16 protein-coding genes are annotated in these 18,938 nt (G+C 69.3%); 10 read left to right on the top strand and 6 right to left on the bottom strand.

The genetic code is table 11. The features are described 5' to 3' along the window. Positions 1-155: 155 nt before the first annotated feature. From I4Q42_RS18090 to I4Q42_RS18055, 8 genes are all read left to right on the top strand, one after another. Complete coding sequence (locus I4Q42_RS18090; protein WP_198577491.1) at positions 156-1,610, top strand: ATP-binding protein; 1,455 nt, start codon at positions 156-158, stop codon at positions 1,608-1,610. 101 nt (positions 1,611-1,711) lie between these two features. After that, positions 1,712-3,340: a ribosomal protection-like ABC-F family protein gene (gene abc-f / locus I4Q42_RS18085; RefSeq protein ID WP_198577490.1), complete on the top strand. Its 1,629-nt coding sequence runs from the start codon at positions 1,712-1,714 to the stop codon at positions 3,338-3,340. 131 nt (positions 3,341-3,471) lie between these two features. Further along, positions 3,472-4,098 carry a hypothetical protein gene (locus I4Q42_RS18080; RefSeq protein ID WP_198577489.1) on the top strand — a complete coding sequence of 209 codons (627 nt, stop codon included), beginning with the start codon at positions 3,472-3,474 and terminating at the stop codon, positions 4,096-4,098. A 112-nt stretch (positions 4,099-4,210) separates the two neighbouring features. Further along, a complete protein-coding gene (locus I4Q42_RS18075; protein WP_198577488.1) occupies positions 4,211-5,140 on the top strand; it encodes a hypothetical protein in 930 nt (309 codons plus the stop codon). Beyond that, positions 5,128-6,018 (top strand): ThiF family adenylyltransferase, encoded by an 891-nt coding sequence (locus I4Q42_RS18070; protein ID WP_232793260.1) that lies wholly within the window; start codon positions 5,128-5,130, stop codon positions 6,016-6,018. Before I4Q42_RS18075 ends, I4Q42_RS18070 begins: the two co-directional genes overlap by 13 nt. Continuing rightward, positions 6,015-7,208, top strand: a complete 1,194-nt coding sequence (locus I4Q42_RS18065; protein ID WP_198577487.1) for a hypothetical protein — start codon at positions 6,015-6,017, stop codon at positions 7,206-7,208. Before I4Q42_RS18070 ends, I4Q42_RS18065 begins: the two co-directional genes overlap by 4 nt. Beyond that, complete coding sequence (locus tag I4Q42_RS18060; RefSeq protein ID WP_198577486.1) at positions 7,205-8,320, top strand: GNAT family N-acetyltransferase; 1,116 nt, start codon at positions 7,205-7,207, stop codon at positions 8,318-8,320. The genes I4Q42_RS18065 and I4Q42_RS18060 overlap by 4 nt, the downstream gene beginning before the upstream one ends. Further along, on the top strand, positions 8,320-9,291 hold the full coding sequence (locus I4Q42_RS18055; RefSeq protein WP_198577485.1) for a nitroreductase family protein: 972 nt from the start codon (positions 8,320-8,322) through the stop codon (positions 9,289-9,291). The genes I4Q42_RS18060 and I4Q42_RS18055 overlap by 1 nt, the downstream gene beginning before the upstream one ends. Here I4Q42_RS18055 and I4Q42_RS18050 read toward each other — a convergent pair. The 6 genes from I4Q42_RS18050 to I4Q42_RS18025 all read right to left on the bottom strand — a co-directional run bounded on the left by I4Q42_RS18050 (position 9,288) and on the right by I4Q42_RS18025 (position 15,798). Further along, entirely contained in the window at positions 9,288-10,883 is a 1,596-nt protein-coding gene (locus tag I4Q42_RS18050) for a c-type cytochrome (protein WP_198577484.1), read from the bottom strand. The two genes, I4Q42_RS18055 and I4Q42_RS18050, sit on opposite strands and share 4 nt — an antisense overlap. After that, on the bottom strand, positions 10,880-11,704 hold the full coding sequence (locus I4Q42_RS18045; RefSeq protein WP_198577483.1) for an alpha/beta fold hydrolase: 825 nt from the start codon (positions 11,702-11,704) through the stop codon (positions 10,880-10,882). Before I4Q42_RS18045 ends, I4Q42_RS18050 begins: the two co-directional genes overlap by 4 nt. A gap of 59 nt (positions 11,705-11,763) precedes the next feature. Then, the gene (locus I4Q42_RS18040) at positions 11,764-12,258 is read right to left on the bottom strand and encodes a RidA family protein (protein ID WP_198577482.1); all 495 of its coding nucleotides are present in this window, start codon (positions 12,256-12,258) and stop codon (positions 11,764-11,766) included. 28 nt (positions 12,259-12,286) lie between these two features. Beyond that, positions 12,287-12,679: a c-type cytochrome gene (locus I4Q42_RS18035; protein ID WP_198577481.1), complete on the bottom strand. Its 393-nt coding sequence runs from the start codon at positions 12,677-12,679 to the stop codon at positions 12,287-12,289. 25 nt (positions 12,680-12,704) lie between these two features. Next, positions 12,705-14,285 carry an NAD(P)/FAD-dependent oxidoreductase gene (locus tag I4Q42_RS18030; RefSeq protein WP_198577480.1) on the bottom strand — a complete coding sequence of 527 codons (1,581 nt, stop codon included), beginning with the start codon at positions 14,283-14,285 and terminating at the stop codon, positions 12,705-12,707. A gap of 295 nt (positions 14,286-14,580) precedes the next feature. Beyond that, complete coding sequence (locus I4Q42_RS18025; RefSeq protein WP_198577479.1) at positions 14,581-15,798, bottom strand: dipeptidase; 1,218 nt, start codon at positions 15,796-15,798, stop codon at positions 14,581-14,583. Positions 15,799-16,087: 289 nt separating this feature from the next. On the opposite strand from I4Q42_RS18025, the gene I4Q42_RS18020 reads away from it, so the two are divergent. Then, a complete protein-coding gene (locus tag I4Q42_RS18020) occupies positions 16,088-17,329 on the top strand; it encodes an MFS transporter (protein ID WP_198577478.1) in 1,242 nt (413 codons plus the stop codon). A 14-nt stretch (positions 17,330-17,343) separates the two neighbouring features. Continuing rightward, complete coding sequence (locus tag I4Q42_RS18015; protein WP_198577477.1) at positions 17,344-18,927, top strand: sulfatase family protein; 1,584 nt, start codon at positions 17,344-17,346, stop codon at positions 18,925-18,927. Positions 18,928-18,938 lie beyond the last annotated feature (11 nt).

Here is an 18,938-nt window from a genome sequence, read left to right as displayed (position 1 = left end):
CTGGTAAAGTGTTGTAAAAACCGCCGTTCGCTTACGGGTTTTCCCAAGCCCTGCGTCTCCGAGTTCCAAGTCGCCAGTTCGTCCGCCGTGGACGGGCAGGCGGCCGCGCCGTCGCCGGCAGTCCCGGCCAAGGCTCGAACCCTGGAGGCCTGCCGATGACGCCCTTTTTCGAACAACCAAGGTCGTTCGCCTTCGGCCCCTTCGTCCTCAATCCCGAGCAGCAGATGCTGGTCGAGGACGAGGCGCCCGTGACCCTCGGCGGGCGCGCCTTCGACATCCTCACCGCCCTGGTCGAGCGCCCCGGCGTCGTCATCTCGAAGACCGAACTGATCGAGCGCGCATGGCCCAACCTGACCGTCGAGGAGGCCAACCTGAAGGTCAACATCGCCGCCCTTCGCCGGGCGCTCGGCGAGAAGGCCGGCAGCCTGCAATACATCGCCACCGTGATCGGCCGCGGCTATCGCTTCGTCGCGCCTGTCCGGCCAGGTCAGGCGGCCGGCCCGGTCCGCGAAGGCCGCCAGCCCAGCGGGCAGAGCAACCTGCCGCCGGCCATCGCCGGCATCGTCGGGCGCGCCCAGGACATCGCCCAGATCCGCAAAGGCCTGGAAGCCGAACGGGTGCTGTCGATCGTCGGCGCCGGCGGCATAGGCAAGACCACCGTCGCGGTCGCCGTCGCCGAAGGCTTTGCCGCACGCGTCAGCGACGGCGCGTGGTTTGTCGATCTGGCCAGCCTGGACGATCCGGCTCGGCTGCCCGCCGCCATCGCCAAGGCCCTCGGCGTCGCGGCGCAACCGGCGACCGTGCTCGCCGATCTCCTCGACCACCTGCGCGGCCGCGACCTGCTTCTGGTCCTGGACAACTGCGAGCACGTGATCGAGGCGGCCGCCGACTGCGCGGCCGCAATCCTCGCTGACGCGCCGGGGGTGCGGATCCTGACGACCAGCCGCGAGCCGCTGAGGATCAATGGGGAGCGCGTCTATCGCCTGACGCCGCTCGACGCCCCGCCGCTCGAAGAGAGGCTCCAGCCCGATACGCTCCTGGCCTTTCCCGCCACGCAGCTTTTCGTCGAGCGCGCGATGGCCAGGAACAGGATGTTCCACCTCCAGGACGGCGATGCCTTGGTCGTGGCCGAGATCTGCCAGCGCCTGGACGGGGTGGCGCTGGCCATCGAGCTGGCCGCCAATCGGGCCAGCGCCTTCGGCGTGCACGAGCTTCGAAGCCTGCTCGACGGCCGCTTCCGGCTGATCGGTGGGCTTCGCTCCTGGCCGGAGCGCCACCAGACGCTGACGGCGACGTTCGACTGGAGCTACAATCTGTTGCCGGCGGACGAACGCGCGGTCCTGCGACGGCTAGCAGTCTTTCCAGGGGGCTTCAGCCTGGAGTCGGCCTGCATGATCGCCCGAGCCGAGTGCGACCCCGCCAAGACGATCGACGACCTGGCCAACCTCGTCGACAAATCCCTCGTCACCGCCGATCCGGTCGGCAACGCGGTGTCCTATCGCCTGCTCGACACCACGCGCGCCTACGCCCTGCAGAAGCTTGTCGAGAGCGGCGAGGCCGACCAGGTCCGCCAACGCTACGCCCTTCATCTCGCCAAGGACGGGCGCTGATCCGCGGCTTCGCCGCCAATCTGCCGGCGTGTTGGGGATGATAGCCGCTCATCGCGCTCCAGGGCTGGTGTTCTGCGCCCGCCCGAGCTAGCAGACCGCCCATGATCCGCCTCGACAATATCTCCAAGCAGAACGGCCACCAGCTGCTGTTCATCGAAGCCTCGATGGGCGTCCAGAAGGGCGAGAAGGTCGGTCTGGTCGGCCCCAACGGCGCCGGCAAGACGACGCTGTTCCGCCTGATCACCGGCCAGGAGCAGCCCGACGACGGGATTGTCGCGATCGATCCGGGCATGACGATCGGCTATTTCAGCCAGGACGTCGGCGAGATGTCGGGCCAGAGCGCGGTCGCCGCGGTGATGGACGGCGTTGGTCCCATCAGTTCGCTGGCCGCAGAAATCGCCACGCTCGAAGCGGCCATGGTCGATCCGGACAAGGCCGACGAACTGGACGCCACCCTCGAACGCTACGGCGAGGTGCTGGAGCGCTTTCAGGAACTGGACGGCTATGCGCTGGAGGCGCGGGCCCGCGAGGTTCTGGCCGGCCTCAGCTTCAGCCAGGAGCGCATGGACGGCGACGTCGGCCTGCTGTCCGGCGGCTGGAAGATGCGCGTGGCCCTGGCCCGCATCCTGCTGATGCGGCCCGACGGCATGCTGCTGGACGAGCCCTCCAACCACCTGGACCTGGAAAGCCTGATCTGGCTCGAAGCGTTCTTGAAGAACTACGACGGCGCGCTGTTGATGACCTCGCACGACCGCGCCTTCATGAACCGCATCATCGGCAAGGTGGTCGAGATCGACGGCGGCTCGCTGATCACCTATTCGGGCGATCTGGACTTCTACGAGCAGCAGCGCGCGCTCGGCGAGGCCCAGCGCCAGGCGCAGTACGAGCGCCAGCAGGCCATGCTGGCCAAGGAAATCAAGTTCATCGAGAAGTTCAAGGCGCGCGCCTCGCACGCCGCCCAGGTCCAGAGCCGGGTCAAGAAGCTCGACAAGATCGAACGCGTCGAGGCCCCGCGCCGTCGCCAGTCGGTCCAGTTCGAGTTCCAGAGCCCGCCGCGCTCGGGCGAGGACGTGATCAGCCTGCGCAACGTCCACAAGGGCTATGGCGACAAGCCGATCTACGAGGCCCTGGATTTCCTGGTGCGCCGCAAGGAACGCTGGTGCGTGCTCGGCGCCAACGGGGCCGGCAAGTCGACGCTGCTGAAGCTGGTGGCCGGCGACGCCAAGCCCGACCAGGGCACGGTCAATATCGGCGCCAGCGTCAGGATGGGCTATTTCGCCCAGCACTCCATGGACCTGCTGGACGGCGAAGAGACGATCTTCGAGTCCCTGGAGCGCTCGTTCCCGCAGGCGGGGCAGGGGGCTCTGCGCACCCTGGCGGGGTGCTTCGGTTTCTCCGGCGACGATGTCGAAAAGCCCTGCCGCGTGTTGTCCGGCGGCGAGAAGGCGCGTCTGGTCATGGCCAAGATGCTGTTTGATCCGCCCAACCTTCTGGTGCTCGACGAGCCGACCAACCACCTGGACATGACGACCAAGGAGATGCTGGTCGCGGCCCTGGCGGACTTCGAGGGCACTATGCTCTTCGTCTCGCACGATCGCCATTTCCTGGCGGCCTTGAGCAACCGCGTGCTGGAGCTGACGCCCGAGGGCGTCCACCAGTACGGCGGCGGCTACACCGAATATGTCAGCCGAACGGGCCAGGAAGCGCCGGGGCTGCACCCGGGCGGCTAGCGATCGTCGCTGCCGCCGGCCCGCCGGCGTTGATCGTGTAGCGACGACTTTGCTTGCCGTTGGTCCGCGTCTGCGCGTCCCGTCTAGTTTCGGCTAGGCTGCCGCAAGCAGCGAAACACACGGAGCGCTCCTTGATTCCCCTCGTGTTCTGGCTGCTGGCCGCGGGCATGCTGACCGCCGCCGTCTTCTCCGGCGTGCTGCGCCTGTGGCTGCTGACCGTCGTCGTTGTCGCGCTGACCTGGGACAACCTGATCGTCGCGGCCGGGGCGCTGATCGGCGCCGGCGACCTGTTGCGCGCGCTTTCCGTGCCCCGCTACGTGGCGCACGCCGTGCTGACGCCGCTGCTGATCCCGATCGTGTTCGGCATCGCCCAACTGCGGCGACGGCTCTGGGTCTGGGCGCTGACCGGCGGGCTGATCGCGCTGGGCGTCTATACCGAGATCATCAAGCTGCATCTCGAGCTGCGGGAATATGCCGGCACGCTGCGCTACGCCCATGCGGCCGCCGGTCCGCCCATTCCGGCCATCGCGACGGTTCTGGTGCTGATCGGCGTCGGCGTCCTTCTCTGGAAACGCGAAGGCGTGCCGTGGCTGTGCCTGGGCGCGGTGGCGATGTTCGCCAGCGCCGGCTCCGGCGTCTTCTGGCTCGGCAACGCCGGCGAGCTGATCCTGATCGTCTCGATCCTGCTCACCGCCGTGGCGCGGATCCGCCTCGCCAAGACCCCGTCGCTGGGCTCGAAGTCGGCGTTTGCGCGCTAACGTCCGACGCGGCCCCTGGTCGAACCTCAACCCTTGAGGGATTCTCGCGCTACACCCTTGAAAGGCGCCAGCATGATTCGACGTGCTGGCGGTTGGGTGCCGCGAGGGACGCATGAGCGGGCGGGCGCGATACATCGACACGACGCTGCCGGCGGGTAAGGGCCTGCGGTCGCGGATCGTCGAACGGCCGGCCCTGGCGCTGGACGCTGACGCTCTGGCCGCCCTGATCGCCGACGTTCGCGCCGTGGCGCGCACCACCCTGGGCGAGAACGAGCTGGAGTACGGCGTCTTTTCCGGCGATCGGGAGACGCTGTCTCGCACCGTGCTGACGGTGGTCTACGACACCAGGACCGGACAGCCAGTGGCCTTCAACGCCCTGGCCCTGCTGGCAGTCTCGCTGGGCGGACGCCGGATCGACGTGCTGCACCTGGGCCTGGTGATGACCTCGCCGCAGGTGCGCGGCGGCGGCCTGTCGGCGGTGCTCTATGGCCTGACCTGCGTGCTGCTGTTCGTCCGGCGGCAATGCCGGCCGCTGTGGATCTCTAGCGTCACCCAGGTGCCGGCGGTAGTCGGCATGGTGGCCGAGACCTTTTCGGAGGTCAGTCCCGGCCAGGCCGGAACCCGCGCCTCGTTCCAGCATCGCCTGTTGGCCCGCCAGATCCTCCGCGACTGGCGCCACGCCTTTGGCGTCGGCCTCGAGGCGGGCTTCGACGAGGACCGCTTCGTGATCACCGACGCCTATACCGGCGGCTCCGACAATCTGAAGAAGACCTTCGACCAGGCCCCCAAGCACCGAGACGGCCGCTACAACGCCCTGTGCGAGGCGGAGCTGGACTATGGTCGCGGCGACGACCTGCTGCAGATCGGCAAGATCGACATGCGCGCGGCCGCCCGCTACCTCGCCAAGGTGGCCCCGCCCGACAGCGTCACGGGCCTGGTCGCCAGCCTGGCCCTGGTGCTGGCTCAAACCGCGATCCTGCCGCTGGTGCACTGGATGGACGACACACAAGCCTGGGGGAGCCTGCGACCTTGGACGCGCTGAACGAGTTCGACTACGCCGAGTTCACCACCCGCAACATCGGCTTCGTGACGCCCGAGGAGCAGGCCCGGCTGCGGTCCGGCGCGGTGTTCGTCGCCGGGGTCGGCGGCATGGGCGGGGCCTGTTTCCAGGCCCTGGTGCGGGCCGGCGTGGGGCGGTTCGCGGTCTGCGACATCGACGTCTTCGAGACGTCCAACCTCAACCGCCAGGTCTTCGCCTTCACCGACACGGTGGGCCGGGACAAGGCCGAGGCGGCCTGCGAGGCGGCCCGGCGGATCAACCCCGACGTCGAGATCGAGCGCCTGGGCGGCGAGTGGGTGGATCGGCTGGACGACCTCTGCGCGCGCTATCGGGTGATCGTCAACGGAACCGACGACATCGCGGCCGGGGTGGCGCTCTATCGCGCGGCCCAGGCAGCGGGCGCGACGGTGATCGACGCCTACGCCTCGCCGCTTCCGTCGGTCATCGTGGTGCGGCCCGAAGATCCCCGGCCCGAGGCGCGGCTGGGCTATCCCACGCGCGGCAAGGCCCTCGACGCCATCACCCCGGAGGATCTGGGCCAGAGTTTCCTCAAGGAGCTGGAATACGTCCTGACCCACTCGTCGGCGGCGCGGCACGTCGATCTGGGCGTCGCCGCGGCGGTGGCGGCGGGCAAGGCCAAGCGGATGTCGTTCGCGCCCATGGTGATCGGGACGGGATGCCTGATGGCCTATGAGGCGCTTTGGCTGCTGATGGGACGGCGCTCTGCGACCGACTGCCGGGGCTGGTTCCTCAACGGTTTCGCGGGACGGGTCGAGAAGCCCGCGCCCTGGCCCGTCGCGGTGGTCAAGGGCGCGCTGGTGCGGGCCTTCATGGCGCGGATGATGAAGGGCCAGCCGTGATCCGCATCGACGCCCAGGCCTGCCTCGACGCCCTGGGGGCGGTGGGCCTGCTGGCCTATGCCCTGACCCTGGCTGTCCGGCGCTGGGAGGGGCCGCTGGCCCCGCGCCTGATCCTGTTGTTCGGCCTGATGGCGGCCTTCTACGCCTTGCGCAGCCTCTACGCCTTCACGGGCGTCGAGGGGCTGCAGATCGGCGCCTTCGCCGCCGTGGCCCTGACGCCGGTCGCCGCCCTGCTGCTGGCCGAAGGCGTCCTGCGCCGTCATGCGCCCAAGGCGCTGAAGCTGGCGGTGATGGCCGCCAGCGCCGTCGCCGTCGGCTTCGCGCTCCTGACCGCCTGGGACATGGGTTTCGACGCCCGCATGGGCCTGGCCGCGCCGATCGGCTTGTCCCTGCTGGCGATCCTGGCGCTGCTGGGCGCGCGGGATCGTGGCCAGCTTTCTGCCGGCGAGAACCGTGTCGTCGGCGCCCTGGCCCTGGGCCTGGCCGTGTCTCTGCCGCTGATGCTTACCGACTTCGTGCGCTTGGTGAACGCGCCCCTGGGGCTCAGCGCCATCGGCGTGCTGCTGATCGTCCTGGTCATCCTCACCGCGGGAAGCGGCGAGCCGCGCGGCGCCGTCGTCGAGGTTCCCCTGCTTCTCGCCTTAGCCGCTGGCCTTGGCCTTGGACTGGCGCGAGCCCTGGCCATCGGAGGCGCGGCCGATCTCGTCAGGCTCTGCGCGCTGATCCTGGCCGGGCTGATCGCCGCCTCGCTGCTGACCCGTCTGCTGGCGGTCAGCGCTCGCCGGGATCGCCTGGGTCTGCGTCAACGGCTGGCGGAGGCCGACACCCGGTCGCTGGCGGCTTTCCTGGCCGATCTCGGCGAGGAGCCGCTGCTCAAGGACATGACCATCCTGCGGGAAGGCGACCTGGTCGATCACGGCCCGGCGACCCTGGCCGAGACCCTGGCCCGCGCCCCGATCTGGAGCCTCGAACGCCTGAAGGCCGGGGAGGCGAGGGCCAGCCAGACCGAGAGCGAGCCCTTGATCGACCTGCTCGAACGCGGCGGGGCGACGCATCTCGGCCTGCTGAGCATGGCGCCGGTGCGGATCGGGCTGATCCAGCTCTCGGGGCTTTCCGGCGGCGAGGCGGCCGAGACCGACCTGGCCCTGGCCTTTCGGCTGGCGCGGCTCAGCGCGGGCGGCAAGTCATGAGCATCACGCTTCGCGAACGCGACCTGACGGGCTTCTTCCAGGTTCCCTTCGAGGTCTATCCGGCCGACAGCCCCTATGTTTCGCCGATGCTGGCGGACCTGCAGCGGTATCTCGATCCCGCCCTCAACCCGCTGATGCGCGACGGCGGCGGCCAACTGACCTACTTTACCGCCTATCGCGACCATCGGCCGATCGGCCGGCTCGTGGTCCACACCCACCCAGCGTCAAACGCGCGCCACGGCACGCGCCGCTGCCAGTTCGGCTTCTTCGACTGCGCCGATGACGTCGAGGCGGCGCGGGCCCTGTTCGACGCGGCCGAGGCCTTCGCCCGCGACCAGGGCTGCGACGAGCTGGCGGGATCCTTCAACCTGACGGCCATGCAGCAGTCGGGCGTGCTGACCGGCGGTTTCGACGAGACGCCCTATACCGACATGATCTGGGGACCGGCCTACCTGCCGGACCTGCTGCGGGACTGCGGCCTGGGGCCCACCTTTCCGATGTCGACCTTCGAGTTCGAGGTCGGGCCCGGTACGGCCGACAGCCTGCTGGGCGATCGCCAGCGCGCGATCCTGGACGGCGACGGCTGGACCTGGGCGCCCATCGACCGTCGCCACTTCAAGGCGCGGTTCGAGGAGGCCCGCCAGTGTCTCAACGACGGGTTCGCCGACAATCCGATGTTCGTGCCGCTGTCGCCGGCCGAGTTCGACTTCCAGGCCGGCGAGATGATGTGGTTCATCGACCCCAGGATCGCCTGCCTCGTCCGCTACAAGGGTGAGCCGGCGGGGGTGATCATCTGCATTCCCGACCTCAACCCGTTCCAGAAGGCCACGCGCGGCCGGATCGGACTGATGACGCTGGTCCACTTCCTCAAGGCGCGGCTGCGACGCCGGCGGGCGGTGATCATCTTTTATTCGGTCAAGCAGGCCCTGCACGGCCGGGGCGTCAACGGCGCCATGCTGCATCGGGTGATCAAGGCGCTGTACGCGGGCGGCTATCGGCGCTGCGGCGTCACCTGGGTCAGCGACCAGAACCAGGCATCGCTGCGCCAGATGGAGAAGCTGGGCGCCCGGCGGCTGCACCGGCTGCACCTGTTCCGAAAGGCCCTGGCCTGATGCTCTACCCCGACCTGTTCCGGGCGCTGGTCGCCGAGGCCAGCCTGGCGCCCAGCGTCCACAACATCCAGCCGACCCGTTGGCGGCTGCTGGACGACAGCATCGCCGTGCTGGCCGATCCGGCGCGACGCCTGCCGATCGGCGATCCGGAGGGGCGCGACGTCGCCGTGAGCCACGGCTGCGCGGTGGAGGGCCTAAGCCTGGCGGCGGCGGCGCGCGGCCTGCGGCTGGCGGTCCAGCCCGGCGGAAGCGCGGTCGCGGCCCTGACCCTGGACGGCGCCGCCGAGCCCGATCCGCTGGCGGCCCAGGTCTCTCGCCGGAGAACCTATCGCGGCCGCTTCGAGCCCGCCGCAGAAGTCTCGGCCGCATGCGATGCCCTGGCCTATGTCCATGCCGACCTGGTGGTGGTTCAGGCGCCGAGCCGGATAGCCGACCTGGCCGCGCTCTACGACGAGGCCAGCCTGCGCTGGTTCCGGCGCTCGGCCTATCGCGCCGAACTGTTGTCGTGGATGCGCCTGTCGCGGCGCGATCCGAACTGGACGCACGACGGCTTGAACGCCCAGGCGATGGAGATGTCGTCCATCGAGGCGCTTGGTGCGGGTCTCGTCCTGAAGCCCGGGATCTTCGAAGCGCTGGATCGGGTCGGAGCGGCGGGTTCCCTGGTGGCCGAGGCGCCGGTGGTGCGGACGGCGGCGGGGATCGCCCTGTTCCACCGCCCCGCCGACGAGGCACCCTTCGAGACCGGACGGCGGTTCTATCGGCTGTGGTTGGCCTTCACCGCGGCTGGCCTTTCGGCTTCGCCGATGGCGGTGCTGGCCGACGATCCCGAAACCTCGGCGACCCTCGCCGCCGAATACGGCCTGTCGCCGGACTGTCGCCTGATCACCGCCTTCCGGCTGGGCGTTGCGCCGCAACGGGCCTTGCCGCCCAAGCCGCGCCTGTCGTTGGAAACGCTGATCCTGCCGGCCTAGAGGCGCTTGAGATATTCGATCAGCGCCCAGCGGTCCTCGCGGCTAAGGCTGGCGAACGGGGCCTCGTGGCCGAGGTTCGAGCGTCCGGGCTGGCGGGTGTCGTAGACGGCCGGCGTCGACCACGGCGCATAGCCGGGCGGATAGCGCCTCACGCCGTCGGCGCCGGGCGCTCCGGCTATGCCCACCGTCCGGAAGTCCAGGCGATGACCGCCGACCAGGAAGCGCTGGCTGCGGGGTTCAAGCAGCATCAACTGCTCCAGGGTGGGCACCGAGCCGTTGTGCAGATAGGGCGCGCTTGACCATACGCCCGACAGCGGCGGGGCGGCGTATTCACCGGTCGTTCGGGCCGACATCACCGCCTGGTACGGTCCGCCGTCGATATAGCGCGACAGGGCCGGCGTGAAAGCCGCCGCGCGGGCCGGGTCGGCGCCGATCACGCCGTGCCAGTTGGGAAAACGGGCGAGACGCGGACGATCGGCCGGGCCGTCATAGTCGCCGTGGCAGGCGGTGCAGCTCTGGCCGTAGACCACCGCGCCCCGGGCCGCCAGCACCGGATCGATCGAGCCGGGGAAGGCCTGTGGCCGCCGCGTCTCTAGCCAGGCGAAGGCGCTGCGGGCGGCGGGGATCTGGCGATGGGCCGCCTTGGGCGGCTGGCCCATGCTGGGCACGGTGAAGAAGCTGACCATGTCGGCCAGGCGGTCCCGATGGGCCGGCGTCAGGTCGGCGCGGGTCGTCGGTCGCCAGCGGGGCTCGCCCACCGGGGCGTAGGCGCCGTCCTGCAGCAGGGCGCTCCTGAAGCTCCGGTCGGCCAGATCCGGGATCGAGGTGAAGCCGGCCTCGATCGGAGCCAGCGGCGCCTTGCTCTGCAGCTTCAGGGCCGCGACGCCGTTGGTCACACCCGGCGAGCCGTTGGAGAAAGGCAGGGGGCTGCCGCCGTCGGGGATCGCGTCCAGCCGTCGCCGGGCCAGTGGAACGACCGCCCATTTCAGGCTCGCCATCTCCCAGGCCCCGGTGTCGGGAAACAGCGTCCTGACCGCCTCCAGCAGCCTTGGCTCGTCGGTCAGGCCGCGCTTCAGCGAGCGGGTCACGCCCCGGGTATAGGCCTCAAGGTCGAGGCTGGTGTTGGGCGCGCCCAGCCAGGCCGCTTGCGGCTGCGGCGCGCCGTCCGCGCCATAGGATGGACCCGCGTGGCAGGCCGCGCAGCCCAGATTGGCCACGGTGATCTTCACCGGCGGTAGGCCGGGCGTCACGGGTCCCACATTGAGGCCGAGCGGATGGTCGGCGGACGGCGCGACGGGCGCGGCCGTCCCTTCCAGCCGCTCGGGCCACAGGAAGCCATAGTCGGTCATGCGCCGGCGCAGGTGCGCGTGGTCGACGCCGCCGCTCGCCGGATCGTCCAGCACCAGGGCCGCGGCCACCAGCTTCCACGGCACGCCGACGCTGTTGAGAGCCCGGAAGTTGATCGCGCCGAAGTCATGATGGGCGAAGGCCGCTGCGCCGGAGGCCGGCGGCGGCGGGGCGGGCGCGCAGGACCCCGCGAACGCCAGGAGCGCCAGGGACACGCACCAGCGGGTGATCGCGCGAGCCTTCATGCCAGGAACCTCAGCACCTCGGCCGTGAAGACCTCGGGCTGTTCCCAATGGGGGTAGTGGCCGCAGTCGTCGATCAACACCCGTTCGGCCTGGGGCAACAGCGCCATGGCCCGCTCGCTGTGGGCGACCGGAAACACGCGGTCCTGCCGGCCCCACAGCACCAGGCTTGGCCGATCGAAGCGGCGCGCCAGGGCCTCGAAGCTGTCGCGCCCCTTGATCCCCAGCAGGCCGACGCCGCTCTGCAAGGTCCTGACATAGGAGCGGTCGCTGCCGGGCAGGCGGGCGTAGCGGTTGGTCAGTTCCATGAGCTCGGGGGTCACCTGGCGCTGGTCGGCCATCGCCAAACGCAGGGTCAGGCGGTTGTTGGGCGGCGTCGGCCGTCCCAGGAAGCCGCCGATCAGCGGCAGGCCGACAAAGCGCATCAAAGGATGGGTTCGGCGTCCGAAACCGCCCGGCGCGGCCAGCACCGCGCGATCGATCCGCGCCAGGCCCCGGCCGGAGAAGCGCACGATCATGCCGGCGCCCAGCGAGCTTCCCACCAGATGGGCCCGCTCGATCCGCAGGGTGTCGAGCACCGCCTCCAGCTGCGCGGAGAAGAACGCCTCGTCATAGGCCGCGTCCGCCGGCCGGCTGGCCTGGCCAAAGCCCGGAATGTCGAAGGCGACGACACGATGGCGCACGGCCAGGGCCGGCAGCACGCGGTCCCAGATCTCGATGGAATTGGCCAGGCCGTGGATCAGGACGACGGCGGGACCCGGTCCGCCTGTATCGAGCACACGCGTCGACAGGCCGTTGACGAGTTCGACGGTGGTTGGCGTCATACGGCGAAGTTGCCGCATGACGCCCCGCAAGTCCTGAAAATTGTGGCCGTGTCGATCCTCTACTTCTTCGGCTTGCGCGCGGCCTGGACCTCGATCTCGACCAGCATGCCATCTGCGACCAGGGCCGAGACCTGGCTGGTGATGCGCGAGGGCTTGTTGGGCTGCTCGGCCGTGCCGAAGAAGGTCTTGTAGCCCTCCATCATGCCGGCGAAGTCCATCTTGCCGTCCTTGGCCGGATCGCCGACCAGCAGGACCCGCATCATCACCACGTCCGACAGGCTGGCCCCCTGGCTTTTCAGGGCCTCTTCCAGCCGCTTGATGACGCCGATGGTCTGGGTCTTGGTGTCGCCGAACTTGGCCACGCCCACGGCCTTGTCGTCGATCACCGGTGGGACCATGCCGCTGACATAGATCATGTCGTAGCCGGCGGGCACGGTGACCACGCTGGCGATCGGTGACTTGGGATCACCGCCGCGAACAACGTCCTCGGCGTGAGCGGCGAGGGGGGCGGCGCCGGCGGCAAGAACCGCGGCAAGCAGGGCGAGGCGTTTCATCGGCGTTTCCTTCTTGGTCTTGTGATCTTTAGTGGGCCTGCAGGCCGCGGGCTTTGGCCTTGGCGTTCGACTGGGCGCGGGCAGAAGCGACGTCGGCGAAGCTGACCGGCTTGCCCTTGTTGCCCCAGGCGCCGCGCACATAGTTCAGGATGCCGGTCAGGTCGGCGTCGGACAGGTCGTCCTTGAAGGCGGGCATGCCGGCCCGGCCGTTCAGCACGACGCCGGCCATGAGCTTGCCGTCGCCCTGGACGATCGGCGCGCCGACCAGGGTCGGGAAGGCGCCCTTGACGCCCTTGCCGGTCACCTGGTGACAGGCCGAACAATTGTCGGCGTAGAGGGTCTGGCCCGATTGCGGCGCGGCCCAGACGGGCGAAGCGGCGGCGGTCAGGACCAGGGTGGCGAAGATGGTGTTGCGAAGCATCAAGTCTCCCCGAGGTCGAAGTGGATCAGGCGGCGCGGACGCGGGCGTGCAGCTTGCCGATCTGCTGCCAGGCCGACTCGATGGCTCCGGCCTGCCAGCCGCCAAGGTAGCTGAGGTGCTCGCCGGCCAGATAGAGCCGGCCGTCGGGTTCGCACAGCACGGGATAGGCGGTCTTGCGGCCGTCCTCGCTCCACTCGGCCCAGCCGCCCAGATTGTGCTCGGCCAGGTGCCAGCAGAAGGAGAAGGCGTTCTCGTAGTTCTCGGCGTATTCGGGGAAAACCTTCTGGCCGGCGGCGACGGCGAAGGCGGCGCGGTCGGCCGGGCTCTTGGCGCTGATCTTCGCCGCCTCGGCGCCGAACGAATAGTAGCCGAGCAGCACGCCCTTCTGCGATTGCCAGCCGCTGGAGGGCAGGCTGATCGTGCCGACGCCGGGCATGTCGTTGTAGACGTGGCCGCCGTAGATGAAGTGGTCCTCTTCCCAGAACCGCCGCTTCATCTGCAGGCCGATCTTGTTGACCGGCGCATAGGCCACGCCCTCCATCGCCGCCTTGAACGGCTTCGACGCCTGCAGGTCGATCCCTCGCAGCACGCTGAGCGGGATGGTGCAGATGCAGTAGTCGGCGGCGACCTCGGTCTTCTGGCCCAAGGCGTCGCGATAGCCGATCTTCACGCCCTTGGCGTCCTGGCGGATGGTCTCGACCACGCAGGAATAGCGGATCAGCCCGCCGACCTTGCGCTCGAAGGCCTTGGCGATCTGGTCCATGCCGCCGATCGGCTGCAGCATGGTGCGCTGCTGCTCGTAGCCGGTCACAGAGGTCAGGGTCTGCCAGGCGCCCGAATGCAGCACGTCGGCCAGGCTGCGCGGCGTGGAGGGCTTGCCGGGACCCGGCGAGACGCCGGCGCCGGGCTGCACGTCGAAGCCGCGACCTTCCGTGCCGGTATAGGCCAGGTCCGTCGCCGACAGGCGGCCCTCGTTGACCATGTAGGCGACGAACAGGTCGCGATCCTCGGCGGTCAGGGCGCTGTCCAGACCGCCCTTAGCGGCGACCTTGGCGATCAGCTCGGCGGCGTGGCCGCGGGCGTCGGCGGCGATCTCGCCCTTGCGGACAGGCTTGCCCTTCAGCGGGCCGTCGCCCTTCTCGAAATAGACATAGGCCGCGTCGTTGTCGTTGACGAAGCTCTCCAGCGGCACGCCCAGCAGCTTGGTGTAGTGCAGGGTCGAGCGGTGATGGTACGGGATCCGCCAGGGGCCGTGGTTGATGTAGAGGCCCTCGTCGAACTGGCAGGTCTGGTCGTTGCCGTTCAGGTCGACGTGGCGAAAGCCATTGCGCGCGGTCTGGCATCGGCCGCCGGCGAACTCGCGGGCCTCCAGGACCTGCACCTCGTAGCCGTGCTTGGTCAGCTCGTAGGCGGCGGTCAGGCCCGCCAGGCCCGCGCCCAGCACCACGACCTTTGTCCCCTTGCCGCCGCCCTCTAGCGTGGGCGGGGCGGCCTGGGCCGAACCGAAGCCGTAGCCCAGGGCGTCCATGCCGGCCATGGCCAGCGACACCCCGCCATAGGCGGCCAGACTCTCGAAAAACCGACGACGCGTCAGAACCCCGTCCATGTCCGGCCCCGCTCTTTGTTCTTTGCTTTTTCTTGCCGGCCGAGGGGCCGGAGGTGTGCATCTCGAAATTTCAGTTTGTTGGCGGCAATCCTTTTAGGGCGGAAGCTCCGCCTCGTCGCCTGGAGAACGACGTTGTGCCGCCGTGTTGGGCGCCGCCATCACCACGTGAGCGAAGTCTGGGCGACCGCACGAAACAGCGTCTAAATTCTTGGAGTCATGACGGCTGCGAAGCCCTGACGCCGAGAAGGCCGGACGTGCGCCCGGCCTTCCCGATCCTCGCGGCGTGTCGTGAAGCCTAGCGGCTGGCGACCTGTTCGACGGCGCGGAAGACGCGCAGGTAGTTGCCGCCCCACAGCTTGTCGATGTCGGTTTCGGAATAGCCGTGCTTGAGCAGTTCGGCGGTGACGTTTGCGGCCTCGCCCTCATTGGTCCAGCCGACGACGCCGCCGCCGTGGTTGAAGTCCGACGACAGGCCCACGTGGTCGACGCCCACGCGCTTGACCGCATAGTCGACGGAATCGACCAGGTCCTTGACCGTCGCCTTGGGCAGCAGGGCGTTGACGGCGTGGCTGTAGTCCAGCCGCTTGTCCGGCGACAGCGCCTCGGTCCCGTCGGCGGTGCGGACATAGGCGGCCGGTAGGCCGTACTGCGTGCGCAGGGCCGCGACCTTGGGCTGGAAGTCGGGGCCGGGCTTTACGAGGTAGGGACCGAAGGCGACGATCTGCACGACCCCGCCCTTGGCGGCGATGGCGTCTAGCTCGGCGTCCGACAGGTTGCGCGGGCTGTCGACCACGCCCTGCACGCCCGAGTGGCTGGCGACGACCGGCGCGCGGCTCAGCGCCAGCACCTGCTTCACCCCGTCTGGCGTCAGCTGCGAGACGTCGATGATCACGCCCAGGCCGTTGAGCTTGGTCACCGCCTGCTTGCCCAGCGGCGACAGCCCGCCCCATTCGACCTTGGTCCCGCCGCTCGGGCGCGAGGAATCGGCGAAGGCGTTGTTGCCGGCATGGACGAAGCCGAAGCTGCGCACCCCGGCCGCGTAGTAGGCGTCGATCGGCGCCAGATCTTCGCCGAACGGGTAGGCGTTGAGGAAGCCGACGATGATCGCCCGCTTGCCGGCCTTGGCGGCGGTCTCGACGTCGGCGGCCTTCAAGGCCAGCACGGCGCGGTCGGGATGATGCTCGGCCACGCCTCGGATGGCCGCCAGCTTGGCGTCGGCGTCCTTGCGGGCCTTGGCATAGCCTTCGGGCGTGCGCGGGCCCTGCAAGACGAACACCGCCAGCACCGCCGCGTCGACCCCGCCGCGCTCGAGCTTGGGCAGGTCGACCTGGCCGTCGCCGTCGGTCGCGGCCTCGTGGGCGCCGACGCCCAGGTCCTGGGGCACGTCCACGTGGCTGTCGAGCACCAGGGCGCGGGCGTGGACCGCCTTGGCGTCGATATCGGCGGCGTGGGACGCGCCGGCGCATCCCAGGGCCAGCAGGCCGGCGGTGGCGAGAAGAAGGGGACGGAACATGACGTCGAGCTTTCTGTGGTCGGCTCTGGTTGCGATCGGGAGGGGGAGGGTGAGCTAACGCGTCCTTGGGGCGTCGCGGCGCTTGAAGACGCTAGACCTCGCCCCGCGGCGGCGACCAACGCGGTGTTCTCATGTCGGATATTGCCGCCGGTAAAGCTTGGCGCCGGTTTCAGGACTTGTGCGAACTGGCAGGGCGTCCAGAAATTCTGGCGACCGGCGTCCCGCGCCCTCGTCTAAGGCGTAAATCCTAGCGTTGCCGTCGGGTTTGGCGGAGTTTGGAGATCGTTCGATGACCGACGCCGCATCCGCGCCGCAGACCGCGGCCGAGCGCCGCCGCTGGCTGCTGCTGGGCCTGATCATCTTCGCCGGCATCCTCAACTACGTGGACCGACAGGTGATCGCGGTGCTCAAGCCGATCATCGAGCAGGACATGGGCTGGAGCGACGCCGACTACGGCCGCCTGGCCTCACTGTTCCAGTTCTCGGCGGCGATCGCCTTCCTGTTCACCGGCGGCATCGTCGACAAGCTGGGCGTGAAGTGGGCCGCACCCGTCGGGGTGGCGACCTGGAGCCTGGCGGCCATGGCCCACGGCGGGGCCAACACCATGCTGCAGTTCTCGGCCGCCCGTGTGGCCCTGGGCGCGACGGAATCCATGGGCACGCCGTCCTATGTGAAGACCATCGGCGCGCTGTTCTCGGCGCGGATGCGGTCGGTGGCGTTCGGCATCTCCAACGGCGCCTCCAACATCGGGGCGATCGTCACGCCGCTGCTGCTTCCGTTGCTGTCGGCGGTGGTCGGCTGGCGGGCCTCGTTCGTGATCGTCGGGGCGCTGGGCTTCCTGTGGGTGGCCCTATGGTTCGTCTCCACGCGCGGCCTGCCCTTGGCGCCCGAGCCCAAACCCGTCGAAGCCCAAGGCAAGATCGGCTTGAAGGTGCTGCTGTCGGACCGTCGCACCTGGGGCGTGGCCGGGGCCAAGGCCCTGTCGGACCAGGTCTGGTGGCTGCTGCTGTTCTGGGCGCCGGACTTCTTCCACCGGGTGTTCCATGTCGGCATGCACGACATCGGCAAGCCCCTGGCCGTGGTCTACGGCTTCGCCGCCGTCGGTTCGGTGTTCTCCGGCTGGATCGCCTCGCGGCTGCTGGCCCGGGGCCTGTCGATCAACACCGTGCGCAAGGGCTCGATGCTGGTCTGCGCCCTGCTGGTCACGCCCGTGCCGCTGGCGGTGCTGGTCGACAATTACTGGCTGGCGGTGCTGCTGCTGGGCCTGACCCTGGCCGCGCACCAGGGCTTCTCGACCAACATGTTCGCCACCATCGCCGACATCACGCCCAAGGACCGGGTCGGCTCGGTGACCAGCTTCGGCGCCTTCTGCGGCAATCTCGCCGGCATGGGCATCGTGCTGCTGGCCGGCGAGCTGCTGCAACGGGGCGCGGGCTACCTGCCACTGCTGGCCATCGCCGCCGTCTCGTACCTGATCGCCGTGGCCTGGCTGCAGGTCTTCGTGCCCCGTCTCGAGACGGCCCAGGCCTGAGCGGGAGATCGACGATGACGCAAGACACCACCACCCGTGGCGTGCTGCTCGCGGCCGAGGGCCTGGACAAGCCGTTCCACGCCGTTTCCTGGGACGCGGCGGAGGGGGAGGGCGCCGCGCCCGAACCCAAGGACCTCGTCCTCAAGCCCAAGCCCGGCGTGAAGCCGCGCAACATCGTCGTCGTGCTGACAGACGACCATCGCTTCGACGCCATGGGCTTCACCGGCGCCCAGCCCTTCGTCGAGACGCCTGTGCTCGACCGGCTGGCGGCCGAGGGCGCGCACTTCAAGAACGCCTTCGTCACCACGGCCCTGTGCTCGCCCTCGCGCGCGACCATCTTCACCGGCCTCTACGCCCACCAGCACCGGGTGGTGGACAACAACCACCCGATCCGGCCGGACGTGACCTTCTTCCCGGAATACCTGCAAGCGGCCGGCTACGAGACCGCCTTCATCGGCAAGTGGCACATGGGCGTCGAGGGCGACGACCCGCAGCGCGGCTTCGACCACTGGATCAGCTTCAAGGGCCAGGGCGACTACTGGCCCAACGGCGACGGTCTGAACGTCAACGGCGAGCGGGTGCCCCAGAAAGGCTACCTGACCGACGAGCTGACCGACTACGCCATGGACTGGCTCGAGGCCCGCGAGGGCGACAAGCCCTGGCTGCTGTTCCTGGCCCACAAGGCCGTGCACGCCGAGTTCATCCCCGCGCCGCGCCATCTGGGCCGCTACGACGGCGCCGAGTTCCGCTATCCGGAGAGCCTGAACCTTTCGGACGAGCAGTCCCAGGGGCAGCCGGTCTGGGTCAAGAACCAGCGCAACAGCTGGCACGGGGCCGATTTCCCGTACCACACCAACCTGGACCTGGCGCACTACTACAAGCGCTATGCCGAGACGATGCTGTCGGTCGACGAGGGCATCGGCCGGGTGCTCGACCACCTGGAGGCCAAGGGCGAACTCGACAGCACGCTGGTGCTCTACATGGGCGACAACGGCTTTGCCTTTGGCGAGCACGGCCTGATCGACAAGCGCACGGCCTATGAGGAGTCGATGCGCATCCCGATGCTGGCCCGCTGTCCTGAGCTGTTCCCCGGCGGGACGGTGGTCGAGCAGGTGGTGGCCAATCTCGACGTCGCTCCGACCCTGCTGGCCGTCGCCGGCCTGGAGACGCCCGAGGGCCTGCAAGGGCAGGACATGCTGCCCCTGACCCGCGGCGAGGACGTGCCGTGGCGCACCGAGCTGCTCTACGAATACTACTGGGAGCGCAATTTCCCGCAGACCCCGACGGTCCACGCCATCCGCCAGGACCGCTACAAGTACATCCACTATCACGGCGTCTGGGACATCGACGAACTCTACGACCTGCAGGCCGACCCCAACGAGACGGTGAACCTGATCCACAGCCCAGGCCACGAGGCGGTGGTCGCGCGGCTGACCGAGCGGCTGTTCCAGCGGCTGGAGGAGCAGGACGGCCTGTCGATCCCGCTGCCATTGCCGCTGGGCGGCCGTCATCTGTTGCGCGACGCCGACGGCGCGGTTCCGGCCGACTTCCCGGCGGTGCTGCTGAAGGCGCGCCCGACCGTCGATGACGTTGGGTAACCCTCTGGCGG

The organism is Caulobacter hibisci, from assembly GCF_016135805.1.
Lineage (GTDB): Bacteria > Pseudomonadota > Alphaproteobacteria > Caulobacterales > Caulobacteraceae > Caulobacter > Caulobacter hibisci.
Note: the sequence above shows the minus strand (reverse complement) of the source record. Positions and strands in the feature narration are given on the sequence as shown.

Coding starts and splice junctions, on each gene's coding strand:
- I4Q42_RS18090 (WP_198577491.1), top strand. CDS start 156: ATGACGCCCTTTTTCGAACAACCAAGGTCGTTCGCCTTCGGCCCCTTC.
- abc-f (WP_198577490.1), top strand. CDS start 1,712: ATGATCCGCCTCGACAATATCTCCAAGCAGAACGGCCACCAGCTGCTG.
- I4Q42_RS18075 (WP_198577488.1), top strand. CDS start 4,211: ATGAGCGGGCGGGCGCGATACATCGACACGACGCTGCCGGCGGGTAAG.
- I4Q42_RS18060 (WP_198577486.1), top strand. CDS start 7,205: ATGAGCATCACGCTTCGCGAACGCGACCTGACGGGCTTCTTCCAGGTT.
- I4Q42_RS18055 (WP_198577485.1), top strand. CDS start 8,320: ATGCTCTACCCCGACCTGTTCCGGGCGCTGGTCGCCGAGGCCAGCCTG.
- I4Q42_RS18050 (WP_198577484.1), bottom strand. CDS start 10,883: ATGAAGGCTCGCGCGATCACCCGCTGGTGCGTGTCCCTGGCGCTCCTG.
- I4Q42_RS18045 (WP_198577483.1), bottom strand. CDS start 11,704: ATGACGCCAACCACCGTCGAACTCGTCAACGGCCTGTCGACGCGTGTG.
- I4Q42_RS18040 (WP_198577482.1), bottom strand. CDS start 12,258: ATGAAACGCCTCGCCCTGCTTGCCGCGGTTCTTGCCGCCGGCGCCGCC.
- I4Q42_RS18035 (WP_198577481.1), bottom strand. CDS start 12,679: ATGCTTCGCAACACCATCTTCGCCACCCTGGTCCTGACCGCCGCCGCT.
- I4Q42_RS18030 (WP_198577480.1), bottom strand. CDS start 14,285: ATGGACGGGGTTCTGACGCGTCGTCGGTTTTTCGAGAGTCTGGCCGCC.
- I4Q42_RS18025 (WP_198577479.1), bottom strand. CDS start 15,798: ATGTTCCGTCCCCTTCTTCTCGCCACCGCCGGCCTGCTGGCCCTGGGA.
- I4Q42_RS18020 (WP_198577478.1), top strand. CDS start 16,088: ATGACCGACGCCGCATCCGCGCCGCAGACCGCGGCCGAGCGCCGCCGC.
- I4Q42_RS18015 (WP_198577477.1), top strand. CDS start 17,344: ATGACGCAAGACACCACCACCCGTGGCGTGCTGCTCGCGGCCGAGGGC.